Source organism: Micromonospora sp. NPDC050495 (genome assembly GCF_040655175.1).
GTDB lineage: Bacteria > Actinomycetota > Actinomycetes > Mycobacteriales > Micromonosporaceae > Micromonospora.
In genome coordinates this window covers 1-23,822 of record NZ_JBFAJK010000030.1, presented here as the reverse complement: position 1 = coordinate 23,822, position 23,822 = coordinate 1, and the positions used below count along the sequence as shown (strand labels likewise).

General features: G+C 69.2%; 16 protein-coding genes. 8 read left to right on the top strand and 8 right to left on the bottom strand.

The window, feature by feature from the left end:
- Positions 1 to 6 precede the first annotated feature (6 nt).
- Genes AB0I11_RS24305 through AB0I11_RS24295 form a run of 3 tightly spaced genes read left to right on the top strand, consistent with a single transcriptional unit; the run spans position 7 to position 5,194 of the window.
- Entirely contained in the window at positions 7 to 564 is a 558-nt protein-coding gene (locus tag AB0I11_RS24305) for a hypothetical protein (protein WP_357324745.1), read from the top strand.
- 23 nt (positions 565 to 587) lie between these two features.
- The gene (locus AB0I11_RS24300; RefSeq protein ID WP_357324742.1) at positions 588 to 2,501 is read left to right on the top strand and encodes a DUF6519 domain-containing protein; all 1,914 of its coding nucleotides are present in this window, start codon (positions 588 to 590) and stop codon (positions 2,499 to 2,501) included.
- 20 nt (positions 2,502 to 2,521) lie between these two features.
- Positions 2,522 to 5,194 (top strand): vWA domain-containing protein, encoded by a 2,673-nt coding sequence (locus tag AB0I11_RS24295; RefSeq protein ID WP_357324739.1) that lies wholly within the window; start codon positions 2,522 to 2,524, stop codon positions 5,192 to 5,194.
- Between the two features lie 41 nt (positions 5,195 to 5,235).
- Here AB0I11_RS24295 and AB0I11_RS24290 read toward each other — a convergent pair whose 3' ends face one another.
- The 7 genes from AB0I11_RS24290 to AB0I11_RS24260 all read right to left on the bottom strand — a co-directional run bounded on the left by AB0I11_RS24290 (position 5,236) and on the right by AB0I11_RS24260 (position 14,019).
- Entirely contained in the window at positions 5,236 to 6,924 is a 1,689-nt protein-coding gene (locus AB0I11_RS24290) for a hypothetical protein (protein ID WP_357324736.1), read from the bottom strand.
- Positions 6,917 to 8,605 carry a glycoside hydrolase 43 family protein gene (locus tag AB0I11_RS24285; protein WP_357324734.1) on the bottom strand — a complete coding sequence of 563 codons (1,689 nt, stop codon included), beginning with the start codon at positions 8,603 to 8,605 and terminating at the stop codon, positions 6,917 to 6,919. The genes AB0I11_RS24290 and AB0I11_RS24285 overlap by 8 nt, the downstream gene beginning before the upstream one ends.
- The gene (locus tag AB0I11_RS24280) at positions 8,605 to 10,131 is read right to left on the bottom strand and encodes an alpha-L-arabinofuranosidase C-terminal domain-containing protein (RefSeq protein WP_357324731.1); all 1,527 of its coding nucleotides are present in this window, start codon (positions 10,129 to 10,131) and stop codon (positions 8,605 to 8,607) included. The genes AB0I11_RS24285 and AB0I11_RS24280 overlap by 1 nt, the downstream gene beginning before the upstream one ends.
- A gap of 38 nt (positions 10,132 to 10,169) precedes the next feature.
- Positions 10,170 to 12,065, bottom strand: coding sequence for a beta-L-arabinofuranosidase domain-containing protein (locus tag AB0I11_RS24275; protein WP_357324728.1), 1,896 nt, complete (start codon positions 12,063 to 12,065; stop codon positions 10,170 to 10,172).
- A gap of 67 nt (positions 12,066 to 12,132) precedes the next feature.
- Positions 12,133 to 13,128, bottom strand: a complete 996-nt coding sequence (locus tag AB0I11_RS24270; protein ID WP_357324725.1) for a LacI family DNA-binding transcriptional regulator — start codon at positions 13,126 to 13,128, stop codon at positions 12,133 to 12,135.
- Positions 13,129 to 13,330: 202 nt separating this feature from the next.
- Positions 13,331 to 13,816 (bottom strand): glycoside hydrolase N-terminal domain-containing protein, encoded by a 486-nt coding sequence (locus AB0I11_RS24265; protein WP_357324722.1) that lies wholly within the window; start codon positions 13,814 to 13,816, stop codon positions 13,331 to 13,333.
- Positions 13,813 to 14,019: a glycoside hydrolase N-terminal domain-containing protein gene (locus AB0I11_RS24260; protein ID WP_357324719.1), complete on the bottom strand. Its 207-nt coding sequence runs from the start codon at positions 14,017 to 14,019 to the stop codon at positions 13,813 to 13,815. The genes AB0I11_RS24265 and AB0I11_RS24260 overlap by 4 nt, the downstream gene beginning before the upstream one ends.
- Before the next feature lie 181 nt (positions 14,020 to 14,200).
- Here AB0I11_RS24260 and AB0I11_RS24255 point away from each other — a divergent pair, with 181 nt between their 5' ends.
- The 5 genes from AB0I11_RS24255 to AB0I11_RS24235 all read left to right on the top strand — a co-directional run bounded on the left by AB0I11_RS24255 (position 14,201) and on the right by AB0I11_RS24235 (position 22,512).
- Positions 14,201 to 15,871 carry an extracellular solute-binding protein gene (locus AB0I11_RS24255; protein ID WP_357324716.1) on the top strand — a complete coding sequence of 557 codons (1,671 nt, stop codon included), beginning with the start codon at positions 14,201 to 14,203 and terminating at the stop codon, positions 15,869 to 15,871.
- A 218-nt stretch (positions 15,872 to 16,089) separates the two neighbouring features.
- On the top strand, positions 16,090 to 16,977 hold the full coding sequence (locus AB0I11_RS24250) for an ABC transporter permease subunit (protein WP_357324713.1): 888 nt from the start codon (positions 16,090 to 16,092) through the stop codon (positions 16,975 to 16,977).
- Between the two features lie 2 nt (positions 16,978 to 16,979).
- Positions 16,980 to 17,909: a carbohydrate ABC transporter permease gene (locus AB0I11_RS24245; RefSeq protein WP_357324710.1), complete on the top strand. Its 930-nt coding sequence runs from the start codon at positions 16,980 to 16,982 to the stop codon at positions 17,907 to 17,909.
- A gap of 103 nt (positions 17,910 to 18,012) precedes the next feature.
- Positions 18,013 to 20,103: a glycoside hydrolase family 36 protein gene (locus tag AB0I11_RS24240; protein ID WP_357324707.1), complete on the top strand. Its 2,091-nt coding sequence runs from the start codon at positions 18,013 to 18,015 to the stop codon at positions 20,101 to 20,103.
- 348 nt (positions 20,104 to 20,451) lie between these two features.
- Positions 20,452 to 22,512, top strand: a complete 2,061-nt coding sequence (locus AB0I11_RS24235; protein WP_357324703.1) for a right-handed parallel beta-helix repeat-containing protein — start codon at positions 20,452 to 20,454, stop codon at positions 22,510 to 22,512.
- 551 nt (positions 22,513 to 23,063) lie between these two features.
- Here the strand turns inward: AB0I11_RS24235 and AB0I11_RS24230 are convergent.
- A partial coding sequence (locus tag AB0I11_RS24230) for a hypothetical protein (RefSeq protein WP_357324699.1) occupies positions 23,064 to 23,822 on the bottom strand: 759 nt, incomplete at its 5' end.

The following is a 23,822-nucleotide window of genomic DNA, read 5'->3' as shown; positions in this document are numbered from 1 at the left end:
CCTGAGATGACTTCCGACGACCGCATCGAACGCCCCGCGGCGGGCCTGTACGGCCAGTTCCGGGACGTCCTGCACGACGCCGACGGCGAACCACGGTGGGACCGCGGCTGGGTGCGCAACACGATCGTGACGGACTTCCGGCGGCTGCTCGCCGGGTTCGTCCGGGGCACCCCCACCACGGCGGAGTCGGTGCTCGGCCTCACCGTCGGCGCCGGGCTGCCCGCCTGGGACGCGAGCGGCCCGCCGCAGCCCTCCCCCACCCAGGCCGCGCTGGTCGACCCGCACCCGCACCTGGTGCCCCGGGCGCAACTGCAACTGGACTACATCGACCCCGCCACCGGCACCATCTCGGCCACCCCCACCGGCACCCTCCAGCTCAAGGCGCTGCTCGGGCCCGCCGTGCCGGCCTGGCCGGACGGCAACCACGCCACCAGCACGCTGCGCGAGTTCGGGCTGGTCGCCCGCCTCGACGGCACCCAGGTACTGCTGAACTACCGCACCCATCCCGCCATCGCCAAAGACCCCGCGAGCACGCTCGAGCGGACCATCTGGCTGGTGTTCTGACGATCCGCGAAGGAGGCGACCAGATGGCCGTCATCACCGCGAGCACCTTCGATCCGCTGCTCGCACACGTCAACGTCCGGCTCCAGCAGGGTGTCCCCATCGTGGACGCCGACTGGAACACCCAGGACGACATCCGCAAGTTCGAGCTGCGCGCCTTCCTCAAGTGGTACGTGGGCGACGGCCTGCCGGAGGGCAACGACGGGTTCCGGATCGGCACCGGGCCCGCGAACAGCTTCACCATCCGGGCCGGCGCACAGGGCCCCGGCGGCAGCCTGCCCAACGCCGAGGCCGCGCTGCGGCAGGTCGGCCGGTTCATCGTGGACGGCCTGGACGTGTTCCTGCGCTCGGACGTGAAGTTCGACCAGCAGCCGCTGCACGAGAGCCAGCCGGGCGCGGCGGCGCTGGCCGCCCGGCTGGCGGTACCGGTGATCGCGAAGCTGGACACCCCGGCCACCGACCACCGGGTGCTGGTGGAGCTGGACGTCTGGGAGCGGCTGCTCACCCCCGACGAGGACCCGGGGCTGATCCACACCGGGCTCGGGGTGGAGACGTGCGCGCGGACCCGCCGCGAGTGGGTGGTCCGGGCGTACCCAGAGACGACCCCCGGCCCGCACCTGCCCGGGCACTCGTACGCCACCCTGGCGTTGCTGCAACGCTTCACCGGGCAGGGCGTGGTGGCCGACGGGCAGATCATCGACCGCCGGCAGCGGCGGCTGCTGCTGCCCCCGGCGAACCTGGTCACCGACCTGCTCGGCGTCGACCCGTACGACTACCGGGCCGGGCAGGGCCGCCCGCCGATCAGCCTGCGGGAGGCGATCAACGCGCTGCTGGCCGGGCAGCTGCCCACCACCACCGACCTGTCGGTGTCGCCCGGTCCCGGCTCGGACACCATCCGGCGGGCCTTCGTGCTGGACTCGCAGAACGGGCTGGCCGCGTTCTGGATCTCGCCCCGCGTCGGCAGCGTGAACCAGATCTTCGCCACCCGGATCGACCTGGCCGCCCCGGACGCGGGTTTCGCCCCGGCCGTCGCGGTCACCAGCGGCACCACCCACGTCGAGCCGACCGCGGTGCCGCTGCCCAACGGCGAGTTCCTGGTGGCGTACCAGAACGGGCTGCTCAGCAGCGCCAGCACCGACGTGGTGTTCAAGCGGGCCACCCTCGCCGGGCTGCCCGCCGCCCCCGAGCAGGCGCTCTCGGCCACCGCCGGCACCGCCGACGAGACCCCGTTCGGGGTGCTGGCCGCCGACATCGTCACCTTCTTCGTCCGGCAGGCGGCCACCAACACCTGGTTCTTCCGCCGCTACCGGCACACCGACAGCACCTTCCTCGACGCCACCCCGGTGGCGCTGCCCGCGCCGGCCGCCGCCGGCGTCGCCGGGGGCCTGCACGCCACCGCCGCCGGAGGCGTCGTCTGGTTCGCCTACGTCACCACCGCCGGCAACACGATGACGCTGGGCCGGCTCACCCCCACCGCGCCGGCCGCGTCGGCGGTGGACCACCTCATCCCGGCGCCGCTGGCCGGGACCGACCCGTTCGTGGTCGGCGTCAGCGCGACCGAGGCGATGGCGTTCTACAAGGACACCCAGGTCAAGGTGGTCAACGCGCAGAGCGGCAGCTGGCAGACCGGGGCGATCGTGACCGTGCCGGGCAGCGACGCCGACATCCAGCCGGCCGCCGCCCGGGACGCCAACGGCACCTGCTTCCTGCTGGCCACCAGGCCGGTCACCGGCGCCGGCAACGAGGTGTTCCTGCGCCGCCGGGATCCCGCCACCGGGGTGTGGGGCTCGGCGCAGCAGGTGATCTCCAGCCCGTCCAACGACCAGAACCCGCACCCGGTCCTCGTGCCCGGTCAGGGGATCTGGGTGCTGTGGCGCAGCGACCGGCCCGGCGCCGGCAACTTCGACCTCTACGCCAAGCGAATCGTCACCGCCATCTGACGCACCGGAAAAGAGGCAGCATGCCCGCCATCTCACCGAACACCCCTGCCGCGTCGAGCTACACCGTCTCGAACTCCAGGGCGTTCGTGACCAACTCCCAGCTCGACTTCAACAACGTCCCGCGCACGTTCACGGTGTCCTACCCGGACCCGGCCCCGGCCGGGCTGGCCGTCACCCTGGTCCGGGTCACCGCGCCCGGCGGCTCGGTGGACCTGGACGCGCTGGCCACCGCCGGCACCGTGGACAGCGCGAGCATCGCCGGGCGCGACGTCAGCGCCACCCGCAGCAGCGGCGGCGGCGTCACGCAGCTCACCTGCAACATCCAGGACCCGTCGGAGTCCGGCGTCCTGGACGAGCACTACGAGGTACGGGCCGCCGCGACCGCCGCCGTCACCTGGGGGTACGCGGTCGACAACGCGTTCAACTCCAACGTCATCCGGCTGGTCTGCGACCCGGTGGCCGCCTACAACGGCCTGCCGCCGAAGCTGCTGGAGAAGCAGCTGCTGACGGTGACCGCCCAGGGGGCGGCCGGTCCCGCGCTGACCCCGACGGTGGTCCGCAACACCAATCCGGCCAACGGTCTGGTGCTGCCGGCCCCGGTGCCGACGTACCAGTTCGGTCACCAGGGCACGATCGCGATCCAAGGGCTGCCGTCGCCGGTCGGCACCAGCCAGACGTACCAGCTCACCGATGCCTTCCTCAACCCGGTGCCGCTGCCCGGCGTGTACGCGCCGACCCCGGTGACGTTCACCGTCGACGTGGTCTACCCGGGCATCGGCGGCCCGGCTTTCCTCACCGGCCACGGCACCGGCACCGGCACCGGCACCACATCGATCACGCCCCGACCACAGCGGGTCCAGCTGATCCTCGACCGCTCCGGCAGCATGGGCGCCGAGCACCGCTGGGACAACGCGAAGACCGCCGCCCGGATCTTCGTCAACTTCTTCGGCGAGTTCCGCGACGGGGTCGACGCCGACGACCGGATCGGGGTGACCGTCTTCGAGGACAACAACTGCTCGTTCCGCAACTCGGGGCCGGCCGGGCCGCCGTTCATCACCGACGTGGTGCCGTTGGGCACCCCGGCCGCGGTGGCGGCCGCCGACCTCAGCGGGCCGGTCTTCGGCTCCCCCGGCGGCTGCACCCCGATCGGCGACGGCCTCTTCTTCGGGCTCAAGAAGCTGGAGGCGGCGGGCTTCCCGACCGACGTCCGCTACACGGTGGTGCTGCTCACCGACGGCGACGAGAACGCCGGCACCATCAAGATCGGACCCGGCGCGGACCCGGGCAACCCGAAGACCTGGGCGCAGGCCAAGCTCGACCCGGACATCGACCAGATCACCGGCCCGACCACCGACCTGAACCTGTTCACCATCGGGCTGGGCTCGGCGCCGAACTTCACCGTGCTGAACAACCTGGCCGCCGCCGGGCACTTCGCGGCCGCCTTCACCGTCGGCACGCTGATCGACCAGTTCGCCACGATGTTCGCCCTGTCGCAGGAGGCCAACAAGCTGCTGACCCGCTTCACCCGGGTGGTCGGCGACCCGATGCCGCCGGCCCCGCTGACCGAGGTCTTCTTCGACACCAGCAACGCGCAGAAGTTCGGCGTCGCGATCCTCAAGACCCTCGACCCGCCCACCCCGGCCGACGTGATCGACACCGTGGAGATCGCCCGCTGGGACGGCACCACGTTCGTGGTCGAGAAGATCGTTCCGGCGGACTTCGAGGGGCACTTCTACCTCGGCGTACCCGATGCGAGCGCATTCAACGACGGCACCGCGACCTGGCGGGTGCGGCGCTTCCACGGCGCGGCGGTCAAGCCGATCGCCCTGGAGGACGTCTTCGCCTTCGAGGACCTGCACGTGAAGTCGTCCCTGGCGCTGGACCACAAGGACTACCTGACCGGTGACGAGATGCAGCTGGCGGTGGAGATCCGCAAGGACTTCGCGCCGGTGCGCGGGGCCACCGTCCGGGCCGTGCTCGACGCGCCCGCCGAGGGGATCGGCTCGCTGCTGGCCGGCCTCGACCCGGACGACGTCGCCCGCCAGCAACGCCGCAAGGGCGACGGCAAGGACCGTCCGCGCGGCCGGGGCGCGCTGATCGACGCGATCCTGGAGAAGTACGGCTGGGACGGGCTGCCGCGCTGTAACCCGGACCCCGGCGGCCTCTTCGTCGACGGCACCGACCTGCTTCACGACGTCGACGGCGACGGCATCTACACCAACACCTTCGCCAAGGTGCACGTCGAGGGCGTCTACAACTGGACGCTCTTCGTCAACGGCGTGGACGACGACGGCAACCCGTTCAGCCACCGGCTGGACCGGTCCACGCTGGCGGCGATCAGCGTGAGCCGCAAGGCCACCACGATCCGGCGGGAGACCCTGAAGATCGCCGAACCGTCGCTGACCGCGGTGAAGGTGACGATCACTCCGCAGGACGACTTCCAGGAGCTGCTCGGCCCGGGCTTCGACGACACGGTCATCTGGGCGATCAGCGGGGAGGGTGTGTTCGCGCACGTGCGCGACCGGCAGCCGCCGCCGGTCAACGCCGACGGCAGGTACACCCGCACGGTGGTCTTCAAGCGCGGCACCAAGCCGACGCTGCGGGTCTCGGTCAACGGCGTGATCCTGCCGAAGATCTCCCTGGCCCCCGGCCAGCCGGCCGGCGACCGGCGGGAGCCGCGCACCAGCGCGTGATCCGATCGGCACCGGGATGGCAGCCGCCGCCACCCCGGTGCCTACCGGACAGCGCAGGCGTCCGTCGGCGACAGCGTTCCCGCCGTCGCCGGCCCGCCGGGGAGCGTCGGCGCGACCGAGGCGACCGCCCAGGCGGGCAGCGTGAGGTCGATGTCGAGGACGCCGTCATCGCTGACGGTCAGCGTGCTGCGGTGGAGGCCGTCGGCGACGCGGCGCAGCTCGGCGGTCTGTTCCCGCGTGATGTTGAGCGGGGCGCCCATCTGGTACCAGGCCTCGGCGACGTTCCCGTGCTCCCAGTCGAGGATCTCCACGGTGAGCTCGGTGCCCGGGCGCAGCCCCTCGACCCGGTGCCGGACGCGGCGCTCGGGGCCCATCTCGGCGAGGGCTCGCGTCTCGGCGTAGCCGTTGCGGGACGCGAGCCCGGTCGTGCCCATCTCGGCAGGGTAGTTGTAGAAGATGGCCGCCACGTCACCCGTCGCGGACGAGCGGGTGATGGCGCCGTCGGGCAGCTCGGCCAGGAGGCGGTCACCGAGGCGGTGGAGCATGGCCATCGCGTGGAACGTCGGCTTGTGCAGGCCGTTCTCGTTGACGAACCCGAAGCCTCCGTGGAAGGGGCCGATGCCGCCGCCGCCCTCCTCGAACACGTCGGTGAAGGTCCAGTAGGAGATCGAGTCGGCCAGCGGCGCGCCCTTGAGGAACGCCCGGACGATGTACGCGGCGGCGAAGAGCGTGTCGTGGATCGCGTCGCGGCTCGACGGCGAGGTCGACCACTCGGTGATGTGCACCTCGGCGTCCGGGTACGGGCTGTTCTCGATGATCGTGCGCAGGACCTGCAGGTCGACGTACGTGGCGTCCTTCTGGCGCGTGATCGCGCTGACGTTGCCCAGGGAGTCCGCCGCATAGTCGGTCGGGTACAGGTGGGTGGAGAGGAAGTCGACCGGCAGCCCGCGCTGCGCGCAGTACTCGATCAGCTCGTGGATCCACACCGGCTGCCAGTCGAGCTCGTCGGGGTCGGTGGCCACCGCGGTCTCGACCTCGAGCGACGGGTCGTGGGTCTCTCCGGAGTAGCGGGCGTCGGGGACGAACACGCTCGTCGCCGGGCCGCCGACCCGCAGCCGGGGGTCGATGGCTTTGATCGCACGCGCCGTGGCCTCGTACAGCTCGAAGTACTCGGTGCGCGTCCCGGTCCAGAAGTTCGGCACGAGGTTCGGCTCGTTCCACACCTCGAACGGCCACTGCCGCACCTCGTCTATGCCGTACCGCTCGATCCAGTGCCGCACAGTGGCGTCGACCAGCGCGACCCAGCGGCCCATCTCCTTCGGCGGGCTGCAGTGCGCCTTCCACCAGAACAGCGTCTCGGTCTGGGTGGCAAGCTGTCGCGGCATGAACCCGAGCTCCACGAACGGGCGGGCGCCCGCGTCGAGGATCGCGTCGAACACCTTGTCGACATACGCGAACGTGTAGACCGGCTCGGGCAGCGGCTGGTTCGGGCCGAAGCCGCCGCCGTTGTCCGTCCGGTAGACGAACATGTCGTCATGGAACAGGCCGTGGAAGCGCACGTGCCGGGCGCCCAGCACCTGGACGGCCTCGCGGAAGTGCGCCTGCCAGTCCGCCCGCAACGCCTCGTTCGCGCGGCCAGCACCGACGCACTCGTTCCACACGTGATGCAGCGGCACCTCGGCGGGTGCCTGCCCGTCGATCAGCAGGGCTGACGTCGCCTGCTCAGTCATGGACAGCTCCTTCGCTCTGTCGGTGAGTAGGGTTTGCGAGCCCGGTGGTGTCGCTGACCCGGAACCAGTCCACGTCGACGTATCCCCCGGGCTCGGCAGTGGCGTAGTTGAAGAGGGCGAACCGGTACCCGGTGAAGTGCGCGAGGTCGTACTGCATCTGCATGGTGTCGCCCAGCCACGTCCAGTTGCTGTCGTCGTACGAGTACGCGAACGACGCCGTATCGACGGCATCCCGGAAGTCGACGTCCGCGCGCAGGTAGACGACGTCCGCCCGCAGCGGCACCGGTGCGCTGGTGAAGGCGATGACGCCGTCGCCGCCTGCCCGGCGCATCACCAGGCTCTTGGTCCCCGCCTCCATCGTCACGGCGATGTATCCGTACTTGCGCTGGTAGGCGGAGATGCCTGCGACGTCCCCGTCCTTCATGTGCGAGACGTCCAGCGAGATGGCGCCGGAGCTCGTGGGTCCGAGCGTGCGTTGGGTGAGCATGTTGCGCGCATCGAGGATACTCGATGCGACGCTGCCCGTGGTCAGCCGCAGGTGTCCGGGCCGCTCGGTGAGCGACCAGAACCGGTTGTCCGGGTTGTGGTTCCACTGCCACTGGAGCCCCAGGCCCGACCCGTTCCATGCGTTCTCGGCGGACTCTGCCAGGAGGTCCGCGTTGGCCGTGTTCCAGTGGCCCGCACGCTCAAGGAGGTTGTCGAAGTCGTCCGAGGCGACGACGGCGGCGCCGTCACCGGCCGTCCGTGCGGCCGCCGCGGGCGCTTCCGGATTGAGAGCGAACACCGGCCACCCGTCGTCATCCCAGGTCACGCCAACGAGCTGAGGCGAACGACCCAGCGGACCCTCGTCCTGGAACAGCATGGCGTACCACTGCCCGTCGGACGTCTGGACGACTCCACCCTGGGCCACGCCGGTTCCGGGTCGGCCCCCGACCGTCACGCCCTGGCTGAGCACGACCCGGCCCTCCCACACGCCGCCCGCCGACTGCGGCGTCAGTGACGTCGACCGCCACAGCACCTCCTGGCGGATGCCACCCGACGGCCACTCGATCATGAAGACGTAGTAGTAGTCCCCGATCTTGTACGCGTGAGCGCCCTCGGCACTCAGACCGCTGGTCTGGTCGACGTTGGCGTCCTCGACGAGCCGCGTCGCCGGGCCGTCCCACGCCAGGGTCCCGTCCTCGTGTCGCCGCAGCCTGCGCAGGTCGATCGACCCGCCACCGTAGACAAGCCAGACGTCGTCGCCGTCGAACAGCAGCGACTGATCGTGGGCGTACCCGTCGAGCACCGACCTGGTCCACGGCCCGCGCTCGATGTTGGGAGTCGAGTAGATGTACGTCTGCTGCGTGGTGAGGCTGCCGACCGACACGTAGTAGGTCCCGTCATGGAACCTGATGCTCGCTGCCCAGCTGCCCTGGCCGTACGCGTCTTGGCCGTTGCGCAGCGCCAGCGCGTCCGTGTCGTCGAGGATCGCCGCTGTATACCCGGCGATCGACCAGTGCACCAGGTCGTGCGAGCGCATGATCGGGACGCTCGGCGCGAAGTACATCGTCGTGCTGACCATGTAGTAGTACCGGCCGTCGAAGACGACGTCCGGGTCGGGCACGTCCGCGAAGATGACAGGGTTGGTGAAGTCTGCCCCCGCCCCGCCGTCGCGGATGTTCAGGTTCGGTCGGTCCATCAACGCAGCTCGAGCGCCACGGTGACGTAGGAGTGGGCGGGCAGGTCGACCTCGAGCCCCCGGGGGTGGGGGCGCACGCCGGCGTGGTCGGTGGGGGCGACGGCGTCGAGCTGCTCGGGGGTGTTGTGCGCGTCGAGCGCGGTGGCGGTCAGCACCCGCGCGGTGTGCCCGACGACGTCGCGGCCGCGCAGGTCCAGGACGAGGATGCGGTCCGTCTCGGCGTCGAGGTTGGACAGCGAGACCAGGGCGGTGTCGCCCTTGACCGACGCGGACGCCGAGACCAGCGGCAGCTCGGTCGCGTCGACAGCGCGAGTCTCGACGTCGCGCAGGTGCACCGCGAGGGCGGCGGCGTCGTGGTGGCCGGTGTTCATGGCGAAGACGTGGTACGTCGGCGTGAGCACGAGCGCCCCGGTGTCGGGGTCGGTGAGGATCATGGCCTGTAGCACGTTGACGGTCTGGGCGATGTTCGCCATGACCACGCGCTCGGCGTGACGGTGGAACGCGTCGAGGTGCACGGAGGCGACCAGGGCGTCGCGCAGCGTGTTCTGCTGGTACAGGAAGCCGGGGTTGGTGCCCTTCTCCACGTTCCACCACGTGCCCCACTCGTCCACGACCAGGCCGACCTTGCGGTGCGGGTCGTAGCGGTCCATGACCGTGGAGTGCCGGGTGAGCAGCTCCTCCATGCGCCGGGCGCGGGCCATGGTCACGTACCACTGGTCGGTGCTGAACCCGGTGGCGTCGCCCTTGTCCGACCACGACCCGGCCATCGTGTAGTAGTGCAGCGACACGGCCTGGAACGGGCCCGCCGGCGCGGCCGGGTCCGCCGCCAGGTCGTCGAACGAGCGCAGGAGCGTCTCGGTCCAGTGCAGGTCGGCCTCGTTCGCGCCCGCCGCGATCCGGTACAGCAGGTTGCCGCCGTGGTTGCGGGTGTAGGTCGCGTACTGCCGGGCCAGCGAGGCGAACTGCTCGGCGCGCAGGTTGCCGCCGCAGCCCCACGCCTCGTTGCCCAGGCCCCAGAACGGCACCCGCCACGGCTGCTCGCGCCCGTTCGCCCGCCGCAGCGCCGCCATCGGTGAGTCGTCCGCCCGGGTCAGGTACTCCACCCAGTCCGACATCTCCGCCACCGACCCGGACCCCACGTTCCCCGACACGTACGGGTCCGCACCGAGCAGCTCGCACAGGTCCATGAACTCGTGCGTGCCGAACGCGTTGTCCTCCACCACGTCGCCCCAGTGCGAGTTGACCATCCGCGGGCGGCTCTCGCGCGGGCCGATGCCGTCACGCCAGTGGTAGTCGTCGGCGAAGCAGCCGCCCGGCCAGCGCAGGTTCGGAATCGAGATCGCCCGCAACGCCTCGACCACGTCCGAGCGGATGCCCCGCACGTTCGCGACCGGCGAGTCCTCACCCACCCAGAACCCGCCGTAGATGCACCGCCCCAGGTGCTCGGCGAAGTGCCCGTACACGTGCCGGCTGATCGTGGCGCCGGGCAGGTCGAGGTCGATCACTGCGGTCGTGGTCGTCGTCATTGTCTTCCCATCAGTTGCGTGTTCCGTCATTGCAGGCCTCAGCGAGGAGCTCGCGGAAGCCAGACGCGCATCGGGCCGGGGGCGCGGTTGCCCCAGGTCGAGAACGGGATCGCTGTCACCGTGTGCTCGTCGCCGAACTCGGTGGCGGTGTCGGGGCCGTAGAGGCCGTCCGCGGCGTTGATCACGCGGCACCTCAGGACGAGCGTGTCGCGCTCGCCGACGGTGATCGGCGCGGGGGGCAGGACTGCGAGGTCGTCGACGTCGAGCGGTGCATCCAGGTCCGCCTGCTCGACGCAGTAGACAACTGGTCCCCGTTCGACGGCCACCGCTCCGCGCAGCGCGTCGACGCGGTGATGGGCGGTGGTCAGCCGCGGCGTCAGGTCGAGGTCGAGCACGTAGCGGGCGCCCGGCTCCAGCGGCGCCCGGGCGTACCCGTCGCCATCGCACTCGCGAGGGCCGTCGGGGCCCACCAGGGTGGAGCGCGGCGACCATCCGGGGATGCGCACGGACAGCTCGGCGCCGGGGACGACGTCGCCCTCGACGCGGATCTCGACCCGCCCGTCGGCGGGGTAGCCGGTGACCGTCCGGACCGTGCCCGTCCCGAGTTCGGCGGGCAGGTCGATCTCCGCGTCCGCGAGCTGGTGAAGCCAGAGCGCGCCGTCGGTGACGGTGGCGACGTAGGCGCTCAGCTGAGCGACGGTGCGGGCGATGTTCGGTGGGCAGCAGGCGCACACGTACCAGGGGGCCCGCTCGCGGGGCGCGTTCTCCTCCGAGTGGTGGTCGCGCCGCTGCTGCAGCGGGTTGGCGTAGAAGAACCGGGTGCCGGTCGCGTCCACGGCGGCCGCGAGCGCGTTGTGAACTTCTCGCTCGATGGTCTCCGCGTACCGGGCGGTGCCGGCGCCGCCGTCGGCCAGGAGCATCCGCCAGGTCCACAGCAGGTCGGCGACGGTGGCGCACGTCTCGGCGTAGGCGCGCTCGGACGGCAGCTCGTAGTCGTCGCCGAACGCCTCGTCTCGGTGGCGGGACCCGAACGCGCCCGAGAGGTACATCTTGCGGTCGTGCGCGCTGTTCCACTGGGCGTCCATGGCCCGCAGCAGGGAGTCGTCGCCGGTCTCGACGAACACGTCGGTCACGCCGGCGTTCAGGTAGAGCTGCCGGACGGCGTGTCCGACGGCGGCCGTCGACTCGCGCACCGGGCGGTGGTCCTGGAAGTAGTGGGCTCCGAGCGACCCGGCGGGCAGCAGTCCGTGGCCGCGCAGGTCGATCATTCTGGATGCGAGGTCAAGGTACGTGCGCTCCCCCGTCAGCCGGTACAGCTCCACCAGCGCCGTCTCGATCTCGGGGTGTCCGCAGATCCCGTCCTCGCCCCCGGGACCGAACCGCTCGACGAGCAGGTCGGCGAGACGGCGGGCGACGTCGAGCAGGTCGGTGCGTCCGGCGGCGCGCACCAGTGCGACGGCCGCCTGGATGAGGTGCCCGGCGACGTACATCTCGTGCGTCCACTCGAGCGCCGCGAACTTCTTCTCCGGTGCGACGCCCTGAATCCAGGTGTCCACGTACCCGGAGGGCTCTTGCACGCGCGCCACCAGGGCGATGACGTCGTCGAGCCATGAGTCGAACGCGCGCGTGCGGGTGCGGGCGATCTCCCACGCGACGGCCTCGATCACCTTGTAGAGATCGGAGTCGGCGAACACGAGGCCGCGGAACTCCGCGTCCGACTCCCCGAGGAGCCGGCGGAAGTTGTCGAGGACACCGGAGACATCCAGCTGCTCGATGCAGTGCGGGATGGTGGCCTCGCCGTTCCGCTGCTGCCAGGCTGCCAGCGGACCACCGACAAGGCGCACGGACGGGATCGGCAGCGGCCGGTGCCGCGTCCCGGCGATCGGGGATGCGGGGACGGCGCGCACGGCGGAAGTGCGCGCAGGGGCGCTCACAACATGGTCTCCTTCGACCGAAACGGGCTGGCGGGGCGCGCGGCGTTCCGCGCATGAGTGCACGGCCCTACGCGCCACCGCGGGTGGAGCCACGCACCACGAGACGGACGGGCGCGACGACGTGCTCGGCCGGGCCGGACCAGCCCGCCATTTGCCGGTGCAGCAGACCCACCGCGGTCTCGGCGACACCTTCATGGTTCGCATCGACGGAGGTGAGGCCGGGCGGGACGAAGCTCGCCATGTCGAGGTTGTCGAACCCGGCGAGCTGGACGTCGACGGGCACACGAAGCCCGCTCTCTGCCAGGGCCGCGACGGCGCCGAGCGCGATGACGTCGGTGACGGCGAAGACGCCGTCGAAGGGCAGACCGGACGCGATGACGTCGAGCAGGGCATCACGTGCGGCCGCCGGCGTGTAGGTGGAGATGGGCACGACATAGCGTGCGTCGACGTCGAGGCCGGCATCGCGAAGTGCGCGCTCCCAGCCAATGCGGCGGTCCGACGTCATCATGTGCGCGGTGTCGAACGTGCAGCCCAGCGCAAGGATGCGCCGCGAGCCGTGCTCGATCATGTGCGCCGTCGCGAGGCGGGCGCCCTCTTCGTTCGCCAGCCGCACGTGGTTGAACCGGTCGGGCACGTCACGCTCGCCGAGCAGCACGATGGGCTTGGAGGTGCGCACGCGGTCCAGCTGGTCGCGGTCGAGGCCGGCGACGGACAGCAGGACGCCGTCGTAGAGCTGGAGTCGCGCGACGCTCAGCGCCGCCATCTCATGCTCCGGGCTGCCGCTCGTCCGCTCGAGGACGAGGTGCCGGCCCTCGGCCTCGATCAGCGGCGCGATCTTGTCGGCGACCTCCCCGAAGTAGTCGTGGAAGCTGGGCACGATGAAGGCGACGGTGTCGGTCCGTCCCGCGCGTAGGTGTCGCGCGGTCAGGTTGACCTCGTACCCCAGAGCCTCGACGGCGGCCATGACACGGGCACGGGTCGGCTCGCCGACCGGGAGGCGCTCGTTGAGAACGTTCGACACGGTCATGACCGAGACGCCCGCCTCGCGGGCGACGTCCGCCATCCTCACCATGCATCCTCCCTTTTGCGACGTTCTGCCAGCTCGGCAACGACCTCTGGCGATACGCTGGCCGCCCGGCCACACCGCGGGGGCGCCGTCATATTATCGATAAAATGTTTCCTGGCAAGTACGTTCACCGAGCTGACGAGGGCCGGTGACCCCGTGACGGGGTCGGCACCATCCCGCACCTAGGGCGCCACCACGGTCACCGTCCCCGCTCGTCCGGGACCCACGCCACGACGAGGGCGAACCTCATGCCGGCGTCGACGAGGCCGTCCTCGTCGGCAGCGTCGTCGGCGTAGACGCCTGCCGTGGCGTCCGGCACGTGGTGCGGCAGGACGTTCGCGGGTGCACGTCCCGACATGGTCACCCACGTGGCCTCCGACTGTGTAGACGACGTCGTGCGCACGGGATGCGGGCTGCACAGTAGCGGCGCGCCGTCGGCGCGGGCGACGAGCACGTCGTCGACAGCGGACACGAAGGTCTCGAGCCGGACACCGGTGCCGGCGTCGGTGACCGCGACTGCGGCGGACATGTCGAGGCTGCGCCGGTACGCCGCCGAGGTCTTGCCGCTCTGGGCCCGATCAGGCTCCCACTCGATCCATCCGAGGGGCTGGAACGCCTGCACCCAGCGGTCCGACTGCAGCGCCCGGGCGAGTTCGTCGGCTCGCCGATGATCGCCCGCGGTCACGGCCGCACGCAGCGGCGCCACGTCTCCCGGGTCGCAGCAAACCCCGGGGGCGGCGGCCCCGCGGACCAGAGCGTGTCGAGGTTGAGGTCGAGACGCTCGGTGTTCGGGCGACCGTGAACGGCGGCGCCCAGGGCACCGTTACCGAGCAGGTAGCAGTCGGCGAACCCGTCGGCGGGGACGTCGTTCTGGAAGGTGCGGCGCATGAGGCTCGTTGCGATGTGGACCGAGACATCGACGTCTCGGTGCCTGCGCAGGTCTTGACGGCACGCGATCCCATCTCTACTTTATCGCTAAAATCGCGACGGAATCGCGACGGGGTGACGGACCTGAGGCCCGCACAGCTTCCGGCCAACATCGCCCGGACAGTTTTCTCGAAGGAGAGACATGAAGCGTGACCTCAGAGCCGGCGTCCTGCGCCGGACCGGGCGGCCGCTCACCGCGGCCGTCGCGGCCGCGGTGCTCATCGCCCTGGCTGCCTGCTCGCCGGACAGCGCGGACAAGGGCGACTCGGCCCTCACTGACTCCGCAGCCATGAAGAACTACGCGGCAGACACGACGTTCAAGGCGTCCGAGCCGGTGAAGTTCTCGATGCTCTGGACCGACTGGCCGGAGAACCCGGTCAAGCCCTCGTGGCAGATCTTCAACGAGATCAAGACGCGCACCAACGTCTCGCTGGACCTGACGAACATCCCGTTCAGCGACGCGAAGCAAAAGCAGAGCCTGCTCATCAGCTCGGGCGACGCACCGCAGATCATCCCGCTGGTCTACACCGGGGACGAGCAGCAGTTCGCGGCCGCCGACTCCATCCTGCCGATGAGCGACTACGTGAAGTACATGCCCAACTTCCAGAAGTACGTGCAGCAGTGGGACCTGCAGCAGATGATCAACAACCTCCGCCAGGACGACGGGAAGTACTACATGGTCCCCGGCCTGCAGGAGGTCTCAGTCCCGACCTTCACGCTCGTCATCCGCAAGGACATCTTCGAGCAGGTCGGCGCGGGCGTGCCGCAGACCTGGGACGAGCTGCGCAACGCCCTGGTGAAGATCAAGGCGAAGTACCCCGACTCCAAGCCACTCGCAGACGGCTTCGAGGGTGCGTCGATGCTCAACTACGCGGCCCACGCGTTCGGCACCGTCGCCGGTTGGGGCTTCGGCAACGGCACCCAGTTCGACGAGGCGAGCGGCAAGTTCATCTACGCCGCCACCTCGCCCGGCTACAAGGCCATGGTCGAATACTTCCACAGCCTGGCCGCTGACGGTCTGCTCGACACCGAGTCGTTCACGAAGAAGAACGAGGGTGAAGGCACCGTGACCGAGAAGTTCGCCCAGGGCAAGGTCTTCGCCGCGTCCGGCTCCAACGGCACGGTCAACGACTTCTCCACCGCGCTCGATGCGGCCGGGCAGAAGGGCAAGTACCAGGTCGTCGAGATCGCACCGCCGGGCGGCCCTGCTGGCCAGATCGTCGAGCCGCGCAACTTCTGGAACGGCTTCATGCTCACGGCCAAGGCCAAGAACGACCCGCACTTCCTCTCGATGCTGCAGTTCCTGGACTGGCTGTACTACAGCGCCGAGTCCCGTGACCTGCTGCGCTGGGGCGTGGAGGGCCAGACTTACACGAAGTCGGGTGACAAGTACACGCTCAAGCCCGAATACTCGCTGAAGTCCTTCAACATCAACCCCAACGGCAAGACGGACATCGGGACGGACCTCGGCTACTCCAACAACGTCCTGTCCGACTCGACCGAGTCCCGCGCGCTCAAGGTGAGCTACAACCCGCCCGCATACGTCGAGTACATCAACTCCGTCCTGTCGACGCGCAAGCCGCGTGCCCCCTTCCCGCCCGCTCCGCTCAACGCTGACGAGCTCGAGCAGGCCGCGCTGCTCGCGACGCCCCTCAAGGACACCGTAGACACCAACACGCTGAAGTTCATCCTCGGCGAGCGTCCCATGAGCCAGTGGGACGCCTACGTCAACGAGCTCAAGGGCAAGAACCTCCAGGGCTACCTGGATCTGATCAACGGCGCCTACGAGCGGTTCAAGAAGAAGAACGGCTGAGGCCTCGACCTCGTCGGTCCGGCGGGGCGCCACCCGGCGCCCCGCCGGACCCTCCGCTTGAGGGGTTGGACATGGAAATCACAGACGAGCGCGCCGACGACGTTCTGGTAGCCGGTAAGGCGGCGAGCCCTCCACGAGCTTGGACGGCACCGGCCCGATCCATCAGCTCACGCTTGCGGCGCCGTCGGGGCGCGCCCGCAAAGAAGGTGCCATGGAGCGTGGCACTGCGACGCGACGGCGTGCTCTACCTGATGGCCGTACTGCCGGTCGTGTTCCTGCTGGTGTTCCGGTACGCGCCGATGCTAGGCAACGTCATCGCGTTCCGGCGCTTCCGTCCCGGCGGGAGCATGTTCGGCGAGTACTGGGTCGGGCTGCGCTATGTGAAGTTGTTCATCAACGACCCGTCGTTCTGGCACGTCTTCTCGAACACAGCCATTCTCGGCGGCCTGACACTGCTTTTCACGTTCCCGCTGCCGATCGTGCTGGCGCTCATGCTCAACGAGGTGCGGGTCAGACAGTTCAAAAAGGTCGTCCAGTCGATCACGTACCTACCGCACTTCCTGTCGGTCGTGATCGTGGCGGGCATACTCATGCAGTTGTTGTCGCTGCAGGGCACCGTCAACCAGATCATCGAGGCGCTGGGCGGCGACCCGATCTCGTTCCTGGCCCGCGCCGAGTGGTTCCGCACCATCTATGTCGGGTCCGAGGTCTGGCAGACGGTGGGCTGGGGCACGATCCTCTATCTCGCCGCCCTCACCACCGTGGACTCCTCGCTGTACGAGGCTGCGCGCATCGACGGCGCCGGCCTGTGGCGGCAAACGTGGCACGTCACCCTCCCCGGCATCCGCCCCACCATGATCACGCTGCTGATCCTCAACATCGGGATGTTCCTCAACGTCGGCTTCGAGAAGGTCCTGCTGCTGTACACGCCGCTGACCTACGCCACGGGCGACGTCATCTCGACCTACCTGTACCGGGTCGGCCTGCTGTCCAACAACCTCAGCTATGCGGCGGCGATCGGCCTCTTCCAGGCCTGCATCGGCCTGGTCATGGTGCTGTCCGCGAACTTCATCTCGCGCCGAGTGCTGGGAGCAAGCCTGTGGTGATAATGACGGACACCCTGCCGACGACAAAGCCGGCGGATGCCGGGAAGCCGGCAGGCCCGCACGACTCGCGTGGGTACAAGGTGTTCACCGTCCTGAACATGGCGGCTCTGGTGGTGATCTGCGCGGTGACGCTCTATCCGTTCATCACGCTGCTCGCGCAGTCGTTCTCCAGCGCCGGTGCCATCAAGGCAGGCCTGGTCAACGCAGTCCCCGTCGGCTTCAATGTCCGCACATACGAGGCGGTGTTGCAGGACGGTCGCTTCTGGACCAGTTACGGCAACACCGTGCTCTACACCGTCGTGGGGACCACTATCGCGATGGTGCTCACCACCACCTTCGCCTACGTCATCTCCAAGCGGCATCTGCGCGGACGAAACGCCCTCATCGGCCTCGCCGTGTTCACCATGTTCTTCAACGGCGGCATCATCCCGAACTACGTCCTGATCTCCTCGCTCGGGATGAAGAACACGCTCTGGGCGGTCGTGCTGCCCCCAGCGCTCTCCGTCTTCAACCTTCTGGTCATGAAGTCGTTCTTCGAGAATCTCCCTCAGGAGCTTGAGGAAGCCGCCCAGATCGACGGGCTCGGTACGTTCGGCACCTTCATCCGGATCGTGCTGCCGCTGTCGAAGGCCATCTTGGCGACGATGATCCTGTTCTACGCGGTCGCCTACTGGAATGACTGGTTCACTGCCTTCCTCTACCTCGACAAGAGCGACCTCTTCCCGCTGTCGCTCTTCCTGCGCAACCTCATCGCGGGCGCGTCGACCACCGCCACCGAAAGCGCCGCTGCCGCCGGCACGACCTCTGCCGCCATCTCCCCCAACATCCAGGCCGTGTCGATGATCCTGGCGATCATCCCGATTCTGTTCATCTACCCGTTCGTGCAGCGGCACTTCGTGTCGGGCGTGATGCTCGGCTCCGTCAAGGGGTGACTGTAGGCGCGGACAGCCGTGCGGCAGACCGTCGTTGGCCTTCGTACGCCGCAAGGTCGGCTCGGCGATGGCGGCATTGACACGGTCGTTGGAAGGAGTGGCTGTGGAGGTCCTGAAGGACTACGTCCTCGGCGACACGATCGCCCGCTACATGCAGTCTGGTCCGGACGGGCCGGTGGGAATGATGCTCTTCCCGGCCGCAATGGCAGGCCAGATCGCCGAGAAGTCGTCTGCCATCGACTCGCTCGTCCAGATCAAGACCGTCGGTGACACGTACCCGGGCGGTTCGGCCGGTCGTTCGTTGCGCAACGGCGGCACTGTCGCCACGCTCACCCTCGTGTCGCAGCGCGAGGTCACGACCGACGCCGGTGTCACGGTCGTGACCCTCCTGCGCACGCACCAAGGGTGCCTCGTCGAACACCATCTGCGGTGGCAGTCGGGCGAGGCCGCGCTGGACTCATTTGCTGTCCTTCGCAACGAGGGGCCGGACACGGTGACGCTGGAGTTGCTCTCGTCGTTCTCGCTCACTGGTCTGACGCCCTTCGCCGGGGGCGACGCCCCCGGCGATCTGATCCTGCACAGGCTGCGCAGCGCCTGGTCGGGCGAGGGGCGTCTGGTGTCTGACCACGTCGAGGACCTGGGCCTGGAGCCGGCCTGGGCCAGCTGGGGTCGGTGTCTGCGCTTCGGTCAGGTCGGATCTTGGCCGGTGCAGGGGTTCTTCCCGACGGCGTTCGTCGAGGACAGCCGCGCTGGCGTCTGCTGGGGCGTGCAGATTGCCCACCCGGCCTCGTGGCAGATCGAGCTGGGCCGCACGGACGCCGCCCTCAACCTGTCGGGCGGGCTGGCGGATCGTGAGCTGGGCCACTGGACGAAGAGCGTGGCTCCCGGGGAGGAGTTCCGTACCCCCGTCGCGTACCTGACCGTCACGCAGGGTGGAGTGGACGACGCCGCCCACCGGTTGACGGCTCGCCACCAGCTCTTCCTGGATGTGCCCGCGGTCGAAGAGGCTCTCCCCGTCATCTTCAACGAATACTGCACCACCTGGGGTTCGCCGTCGCCGCAGAACCTTGGGGCGATCGTCGACCGGCTTGCGGGCAAAGGGATCCGATATCTCGTCATCGACAGCGGCTGGTACAAGGCCGAGGGCAGCGAATGGTTCAACGGTCACGGCGACTGGGAACTGGACCGCCGGACGTTCCCCGACGGGCTGACCGAGGCGCTCGATCACGTGCGGTCCGCCGGGATGATCCCCGGCATCTGGTTCGAGTTCGAGACGGTCGGCTCCCGGGCCACGTCATTCACGCTGACCGACCACCTGCTCAAGCGCGACGGCGTCCCCGTCACCGTAGGCGACCGGCGCTTCTGGGACTTCCGCGACCCGTTCGTGATCGGGTACCTCAAAGAGCGGATGATCGACTTCCTCAAGGCCAACGGCTTCGGCTATCTCAAAGTCGACTACAACAACAGCATCGGAATCGGGTGCGACGGAGCAGAATCCCTCGGTGAGGGGTTGCGACAGCAGATGGCCGCAGTCCAGGGCTTCTTCCGGACGATCCGCGAGGAGATGCCGGAGCTCGTGATTGAGAACTGCGCATCCGGCGGCCACCGGCTGGAGCCCTCGATGCTGGCCCTCACAAGCATGTCGTCCTTCTCGGACGCCCACGAGTGCGCGGAGATCCCCATCATCGCCGCCAACGTGCAACGCGCACTGCTCCCGCGGCAGAGCCAGATCTGGGCAGTGCTGCGCACGCAGGACTCCCCACAGCGGCTTGCGTACTCGCTCACCGCGACCATGCTCGGCCGGATGTGCCTGTCGGGCGAGGTCCACGAACTGAGTGACGAGCAGTGGGCCGTGGTCTCCCGGGCAATCTCCTTCTACAGGTCGGCGGCCCCGGTGATCAAGAACGGTGTCAGTCACCGGTTCGGACCGAAGGTGAGGAGCTATCGGCACCCCGAAGGGTGGCAGGCAGTCCGGCGATTGTCCAACGACGGCGCCCAGATCCTGGTCGCAGCCCACCGGTTCGGAGCCGCTGAGCGAACTCCGATCGAGGTTCCTCTGCCACCGGGGAGGTACGAGGTCAGCGACCTCTACTCCCACCGCGAGATCGTGGTCAAGCTGACCGAGCAACTAGTAGCCGTGGAGCTGGATGAGCCGTTCTCTGCCGCGGCACTGGTGCTCACGCAGATCGAGTGAGATATGCCGGGAATCCCGGTCCGCGCCGGCCGCCGTACGGTTGGCCGCGCAACTTCCCAGTCGGGTGCCGCGGCCCTCAGGTGGGCTCCAAATGCAGAACGAGTGGTGCACCAGGTGGGGTGGCGACGGCAGTTTCTGATCGTCAGGCGCTCTGCGAGCACTTCAGAGTGAGCCGTACGTCTCTCACGGATCCCAGAAAGCCGTTGGCGTCATTGAACTCGCGTCGTCTCGCAAGGTAGTCGCACTCAGACGCAGACATCCAGGTATCGATAGAAACTCTAGAAATTGAGATCATCAATGGCCAGCAGCGCTCTTACTTTCCCTGTCCCTGAGGCCGAGGTTCCCGGCGTGGAGCTGCACGTCGCGAAGTCTGGTTCCGACACCGCCGCCGGAACCGCGGAGGCCCCCCTGCTCACGATCGGTGCCGCCGCGGCGCTGGCTCAGCCGGGGGACACCGTCGTCGTGCACGAAGGCGTGTACCGCGAGTGGGTGAACCCGCCGCGCGGCGGTACGGCTGCTGCGCCGATCACCTACCAGGCTGCGCTGGGCGCGGACGGCCTGTTCGAGACGGTGACGATCTCGGGTGCTGAGGTGATCGCCGACTGGCATCCGCACGCGGGCTCGGCGGGCCGGGTCTGGGTGGCGACGGTGCCGAACTCCCTGTTCGGGTCGCGCAACCCGTACCTCGAGCGCATCGGTGGGGACTGGTTCTTCGACCAGGTCAACACCTGGCACACGGGCGAGGTGTATCTCGACGGCAAGTCGCTGTACGAGTCGCTGACCATGGCCGGCGTCGAGCACCCCGAGGTCACCGTGGACTCGTTCGACCAGGCGGGCTCGCTGCTGACCTGGTACTGCGAGGTGGGCGACGACGTCACCACGATCTGGGCGAACTTCGGGGGCGCCGACCCGGCGGAGCACAAGATCGAGATCAACGCGCGCACGTTCGTCTTCTGGCCCGCCGCCACGGGCATCGACCACATCACGGTGCGCGGGTTCACCCTCACGAAGGCCGCCACGCAGTGGGCCCCGCCCACGGCGCTGCAAGAGGGCCTGATCGGCCCACACTGGTCGAAGGGCTGGGTGATCGAGGACAACATCATCACCGACTCGAAGAACGTCGGCGTCTCGCTGGGCAAAGAGGCCAGCACCGGGCAGAACGAGGCGGCCGCAGGGCCGAAGGGCGCCAAGGGCGGCACACAACGCGAGCGTGAGGTGATCCAGCGGGCGCTCGCCCTGCGCGGGCCCGCCGCGGGCGAGCCGCACCCGTGGGACCGGGACCACGTCGGCTCCCACACGGTGCGCCGCAACACGATCCGGGACTGCGAGCAGGCCGGCATCGTCGGGCACCTGGGGGCGGCGTTCTCGACCATCAGCGACAACCACATCTCCCGCATCCACGTGAAGCGACAGTGGCACGGCGCCGAGGTGGCCGGCATCAAGCTGCATGCCGCGATCGATACCGTGATCAGCGGAAACACCATCCATCACACGCACCGAGCCCTGTGGCTCGACTGGCAGGCCCAGGGCACCTTGGTGCGGCGCAACGTCTTCTACGCCTCCACCGCCGAAGACTTCATGGTCGAGGTCTGCCACGGCCCGTACCTCGTGGACTCGAACCTCTTCCTGTCCCCGTGGGCGGTCAAGGACATGTCCACCGGCGGCGCCTACGTGCACAACTACATCGCCGGTCGCATCGCGAACTGCACCGAGCACCAGCGGTACACCCCGTACCACTTCCCGCACTCCACGGCCGTCTACGGAGTGTCGAACATCCTCGGTGGAGACAACCGGTTCTACAACAACGTCTTCGTCGCCGACCGCGCGCGCGCCGAGCACACCGAACCGCAGTCGGAGCCGACGCTCGCGAGCTTCTGGTCCGGCGCGATCGACATGGACGGCGTGCCCGGGCAGGCCACCTTCGTGCCCACCCCGGTGGGCACCTCGCAGTACGACGCCTACCCGGCGGCGCAGGAGTACCCGAACGAGCACGGCTGCGCGCTGGCCGGGCCGCGCCTCCCGGTCTGGATCGAGGGCAACCTCTACGCGGAGGGCGCCGAGCCGTTCCGCGCGGAACCCACGGCCATCATCACAGGTGCATCACCCGTGCGAGTCGAGGTGCTCGACACCGCAGCCGGCACCCTTCGCGTCGAGGTGACTTACCCGGGCGGCACCCACATGGTCGCCCCGGTGACCACGGAGCGCCTCGGGACCAGCTACCAAGCCGAGATGGGCTACACCAACCCCGACGGGTCTGACCTGGACCTGGGCGCCGACCTCTGCGGGATCCTCCGAGGTGAGGTTGTGCCCGGGCCGTTCGCCGCGTCGGCGCCCGTCACCCGGATACTCACCGCGCCAGAACCGGCGGGCCGGCGAGCCCTGGCCACAGCCCCGGCACGGGCTCGCTGACGATCCCGGGCGTCTTGACCCAAGACCGGCCTCAGCGGAACCACCGGGAGACGGAGCGGACGCCGCCTCGCCGTCCTGTTCGGCGTCGGCGACCGCGTCGCGCGGGTCCGGTTCAGCGATGACCAGCTGATCCGATTCCAGGCGAAGATCGGCGACATCGTCATCGGGCCGGGATCCGCCCCGACGGGCGTGCCCGAGCCGCACCCTTTCGGTTCAGTGCTCGCCACGCTGATGGATCTGCGCGGGATCTCGGTCAAGGAGATGGCCGTTCGGATGGCGAGCCGGCTGGCAGGATCCGCTCGGCGCCGGAGTGATCGAGGTAGCCGGCTGCCCGATCCTGCGTGTCGGCTGGGCACCGAGCGAACTTCAGCGATTCAAAGCAGGCAGGTCGTTTGGACAGGTGCACTCGCTGACTCTGAAGGACGTCGCGGGCAGGGCCGTACTGAGGTGGAGCATCCCACCCGCCGCTGAGGTCTGACGAGTGCGCCAATCAGCGCTACGAGGCGATGCTGATACCTGCACGCTCATCCGCTGGGTGCGCCGAGCCTTTGCTATCGGGTGAGGAGATCGCGGCGATCGGTGTCGATCGCGGCGAGCCTAGCGTGCACGTGGGCTGCCCGTTGCTCCAGCCGGGCTTGCACTTCGCGCACCAGTTGCAGGGCCTGGGCGACGTTCTGCTGGGCTTGCTTGATCCGGTCTCGTACCGCGAGGTCGGTGAAGATGTTGTCGAACCAGACGTCGACGAACCGGGTCAGGCCGCCGACTGCCAACTGCGGGGCGGTCAGCGCCATCCCAGGGACCTCGGCGAGTTCCGTTCGCAGCACGGCGAGGCAACGGTCGGCGCGGGCTGCGGCCTCTGCCGCCTCGTCCAATCGGGAGTGTTTGATCGCGCTGCTGATCGCGCCGCCGCCGAAGAACGTGTCGTAGGTCGACCAGCCGGACGCGCTGTCGAGCCTGTCCCGTACCTCAGCCAGGGCATGCCACGCGGTGCGTGCGGCCTGCTTGGCCTCGGTCACCTCGTGCATCTCAGCGGTGAGCCGTCCCCGCTCGTCGGCCAACTCCAGCAGCCGCGCCCGGCGCGGATCGCCGGACTCGTCCAGGTGTCGCTCCTTGTCATCGAGTACCGCGGCATAGTTGCTCGGCGCTGCGGCGAGCTGGCCCAGCCGTGCCTGTGCTGCGCGGTGCTCCCGTCGTAGCGCCTCAAGCCGGCTCTCGGCCTCGGCTACCCGGTAGCGTGCGGCGTCGGCCTCCGCACGTTCACGCGCCAGCGCGTCATCACGGGCGCCGCGTAACGAGGCCAGCACCCGGGT

Excerpts from the sequence above, each read along its gene's own strand:
- AB0I11_RS24305 (WP_357324745.1), top strand. The coding sequence starts at position 7 with ATGACTTCCGACGACCGCATCGAACGCCCCGCGGCGGGCCTGTACGGC.
- AB0I11_RS24300 (WP_357324742.1), top strand. The coding sequence starts at position 588 with ATGGCCGTCATCACCGCGAGCACCTTCGATCCGCTGCTCGCACACGTC.
- AB0I11_RS24295 (WP_357324739.1), top strand. The coding sequence starts at position 2,522 with ATGCCCGCCATCTCACCGAACACCCCTGCCGCGTCGAGCTACACCGTC.
- AB0I11_RS24290 (WP_357324736.1), bottom strand. The coding sequence starts at position 6,924 with ATGACTGAGCAGGCGACGTCAGCCCTGCTGATCGACGGGCAGGCACCC.
- AB0I11_RS24285 (WP_357324734.1), bottom strand. The coding sequence starts at position 8,605 with ATGGACCGACCGAACCTGAACATCCGCGACGGCGGGGCGGGGGCAGAC.
- AB0I11_RS24280 (WP_357324731.1), bottom strand. The coding sequence starts at position 10,131 with ATGACGACGACCACGACCGCAGTGATCGACCTCGACCTGCCCGGCGCC.
- AB0I11_RS24270 (WP_357324725.1), bottom strand. The coding sequence starts at position 13,128 with ATGGCGGACGTCGCCCGCGAGGCGGGCGTCTCGGTCATGACCGTGTCG.
- AB0I11_RS24260 (WP_357324719.1), bottom strand. The coding sequence starts at position 14,019 with ATGCGCCGCACCTTCCAGAACGACGTCCCCGCCGACGGGTTCGCCGAC.
- AB0I11_RS24255 (WP_357324716.1), top strand. The coding sequence starts at position 14,201 with ATGAAGCGTGACCTCAGAGCCGGCGTCCTGCGCCGGACCGGGCGGCCG.
- AB0I11_RS24245 (WP_357324710.1), top strand. The coding sequence starts at position 16,980 with ATGACGGACACCCTGCCGACGACAAAGCCGGCGGATGCCGGGAAGCCG.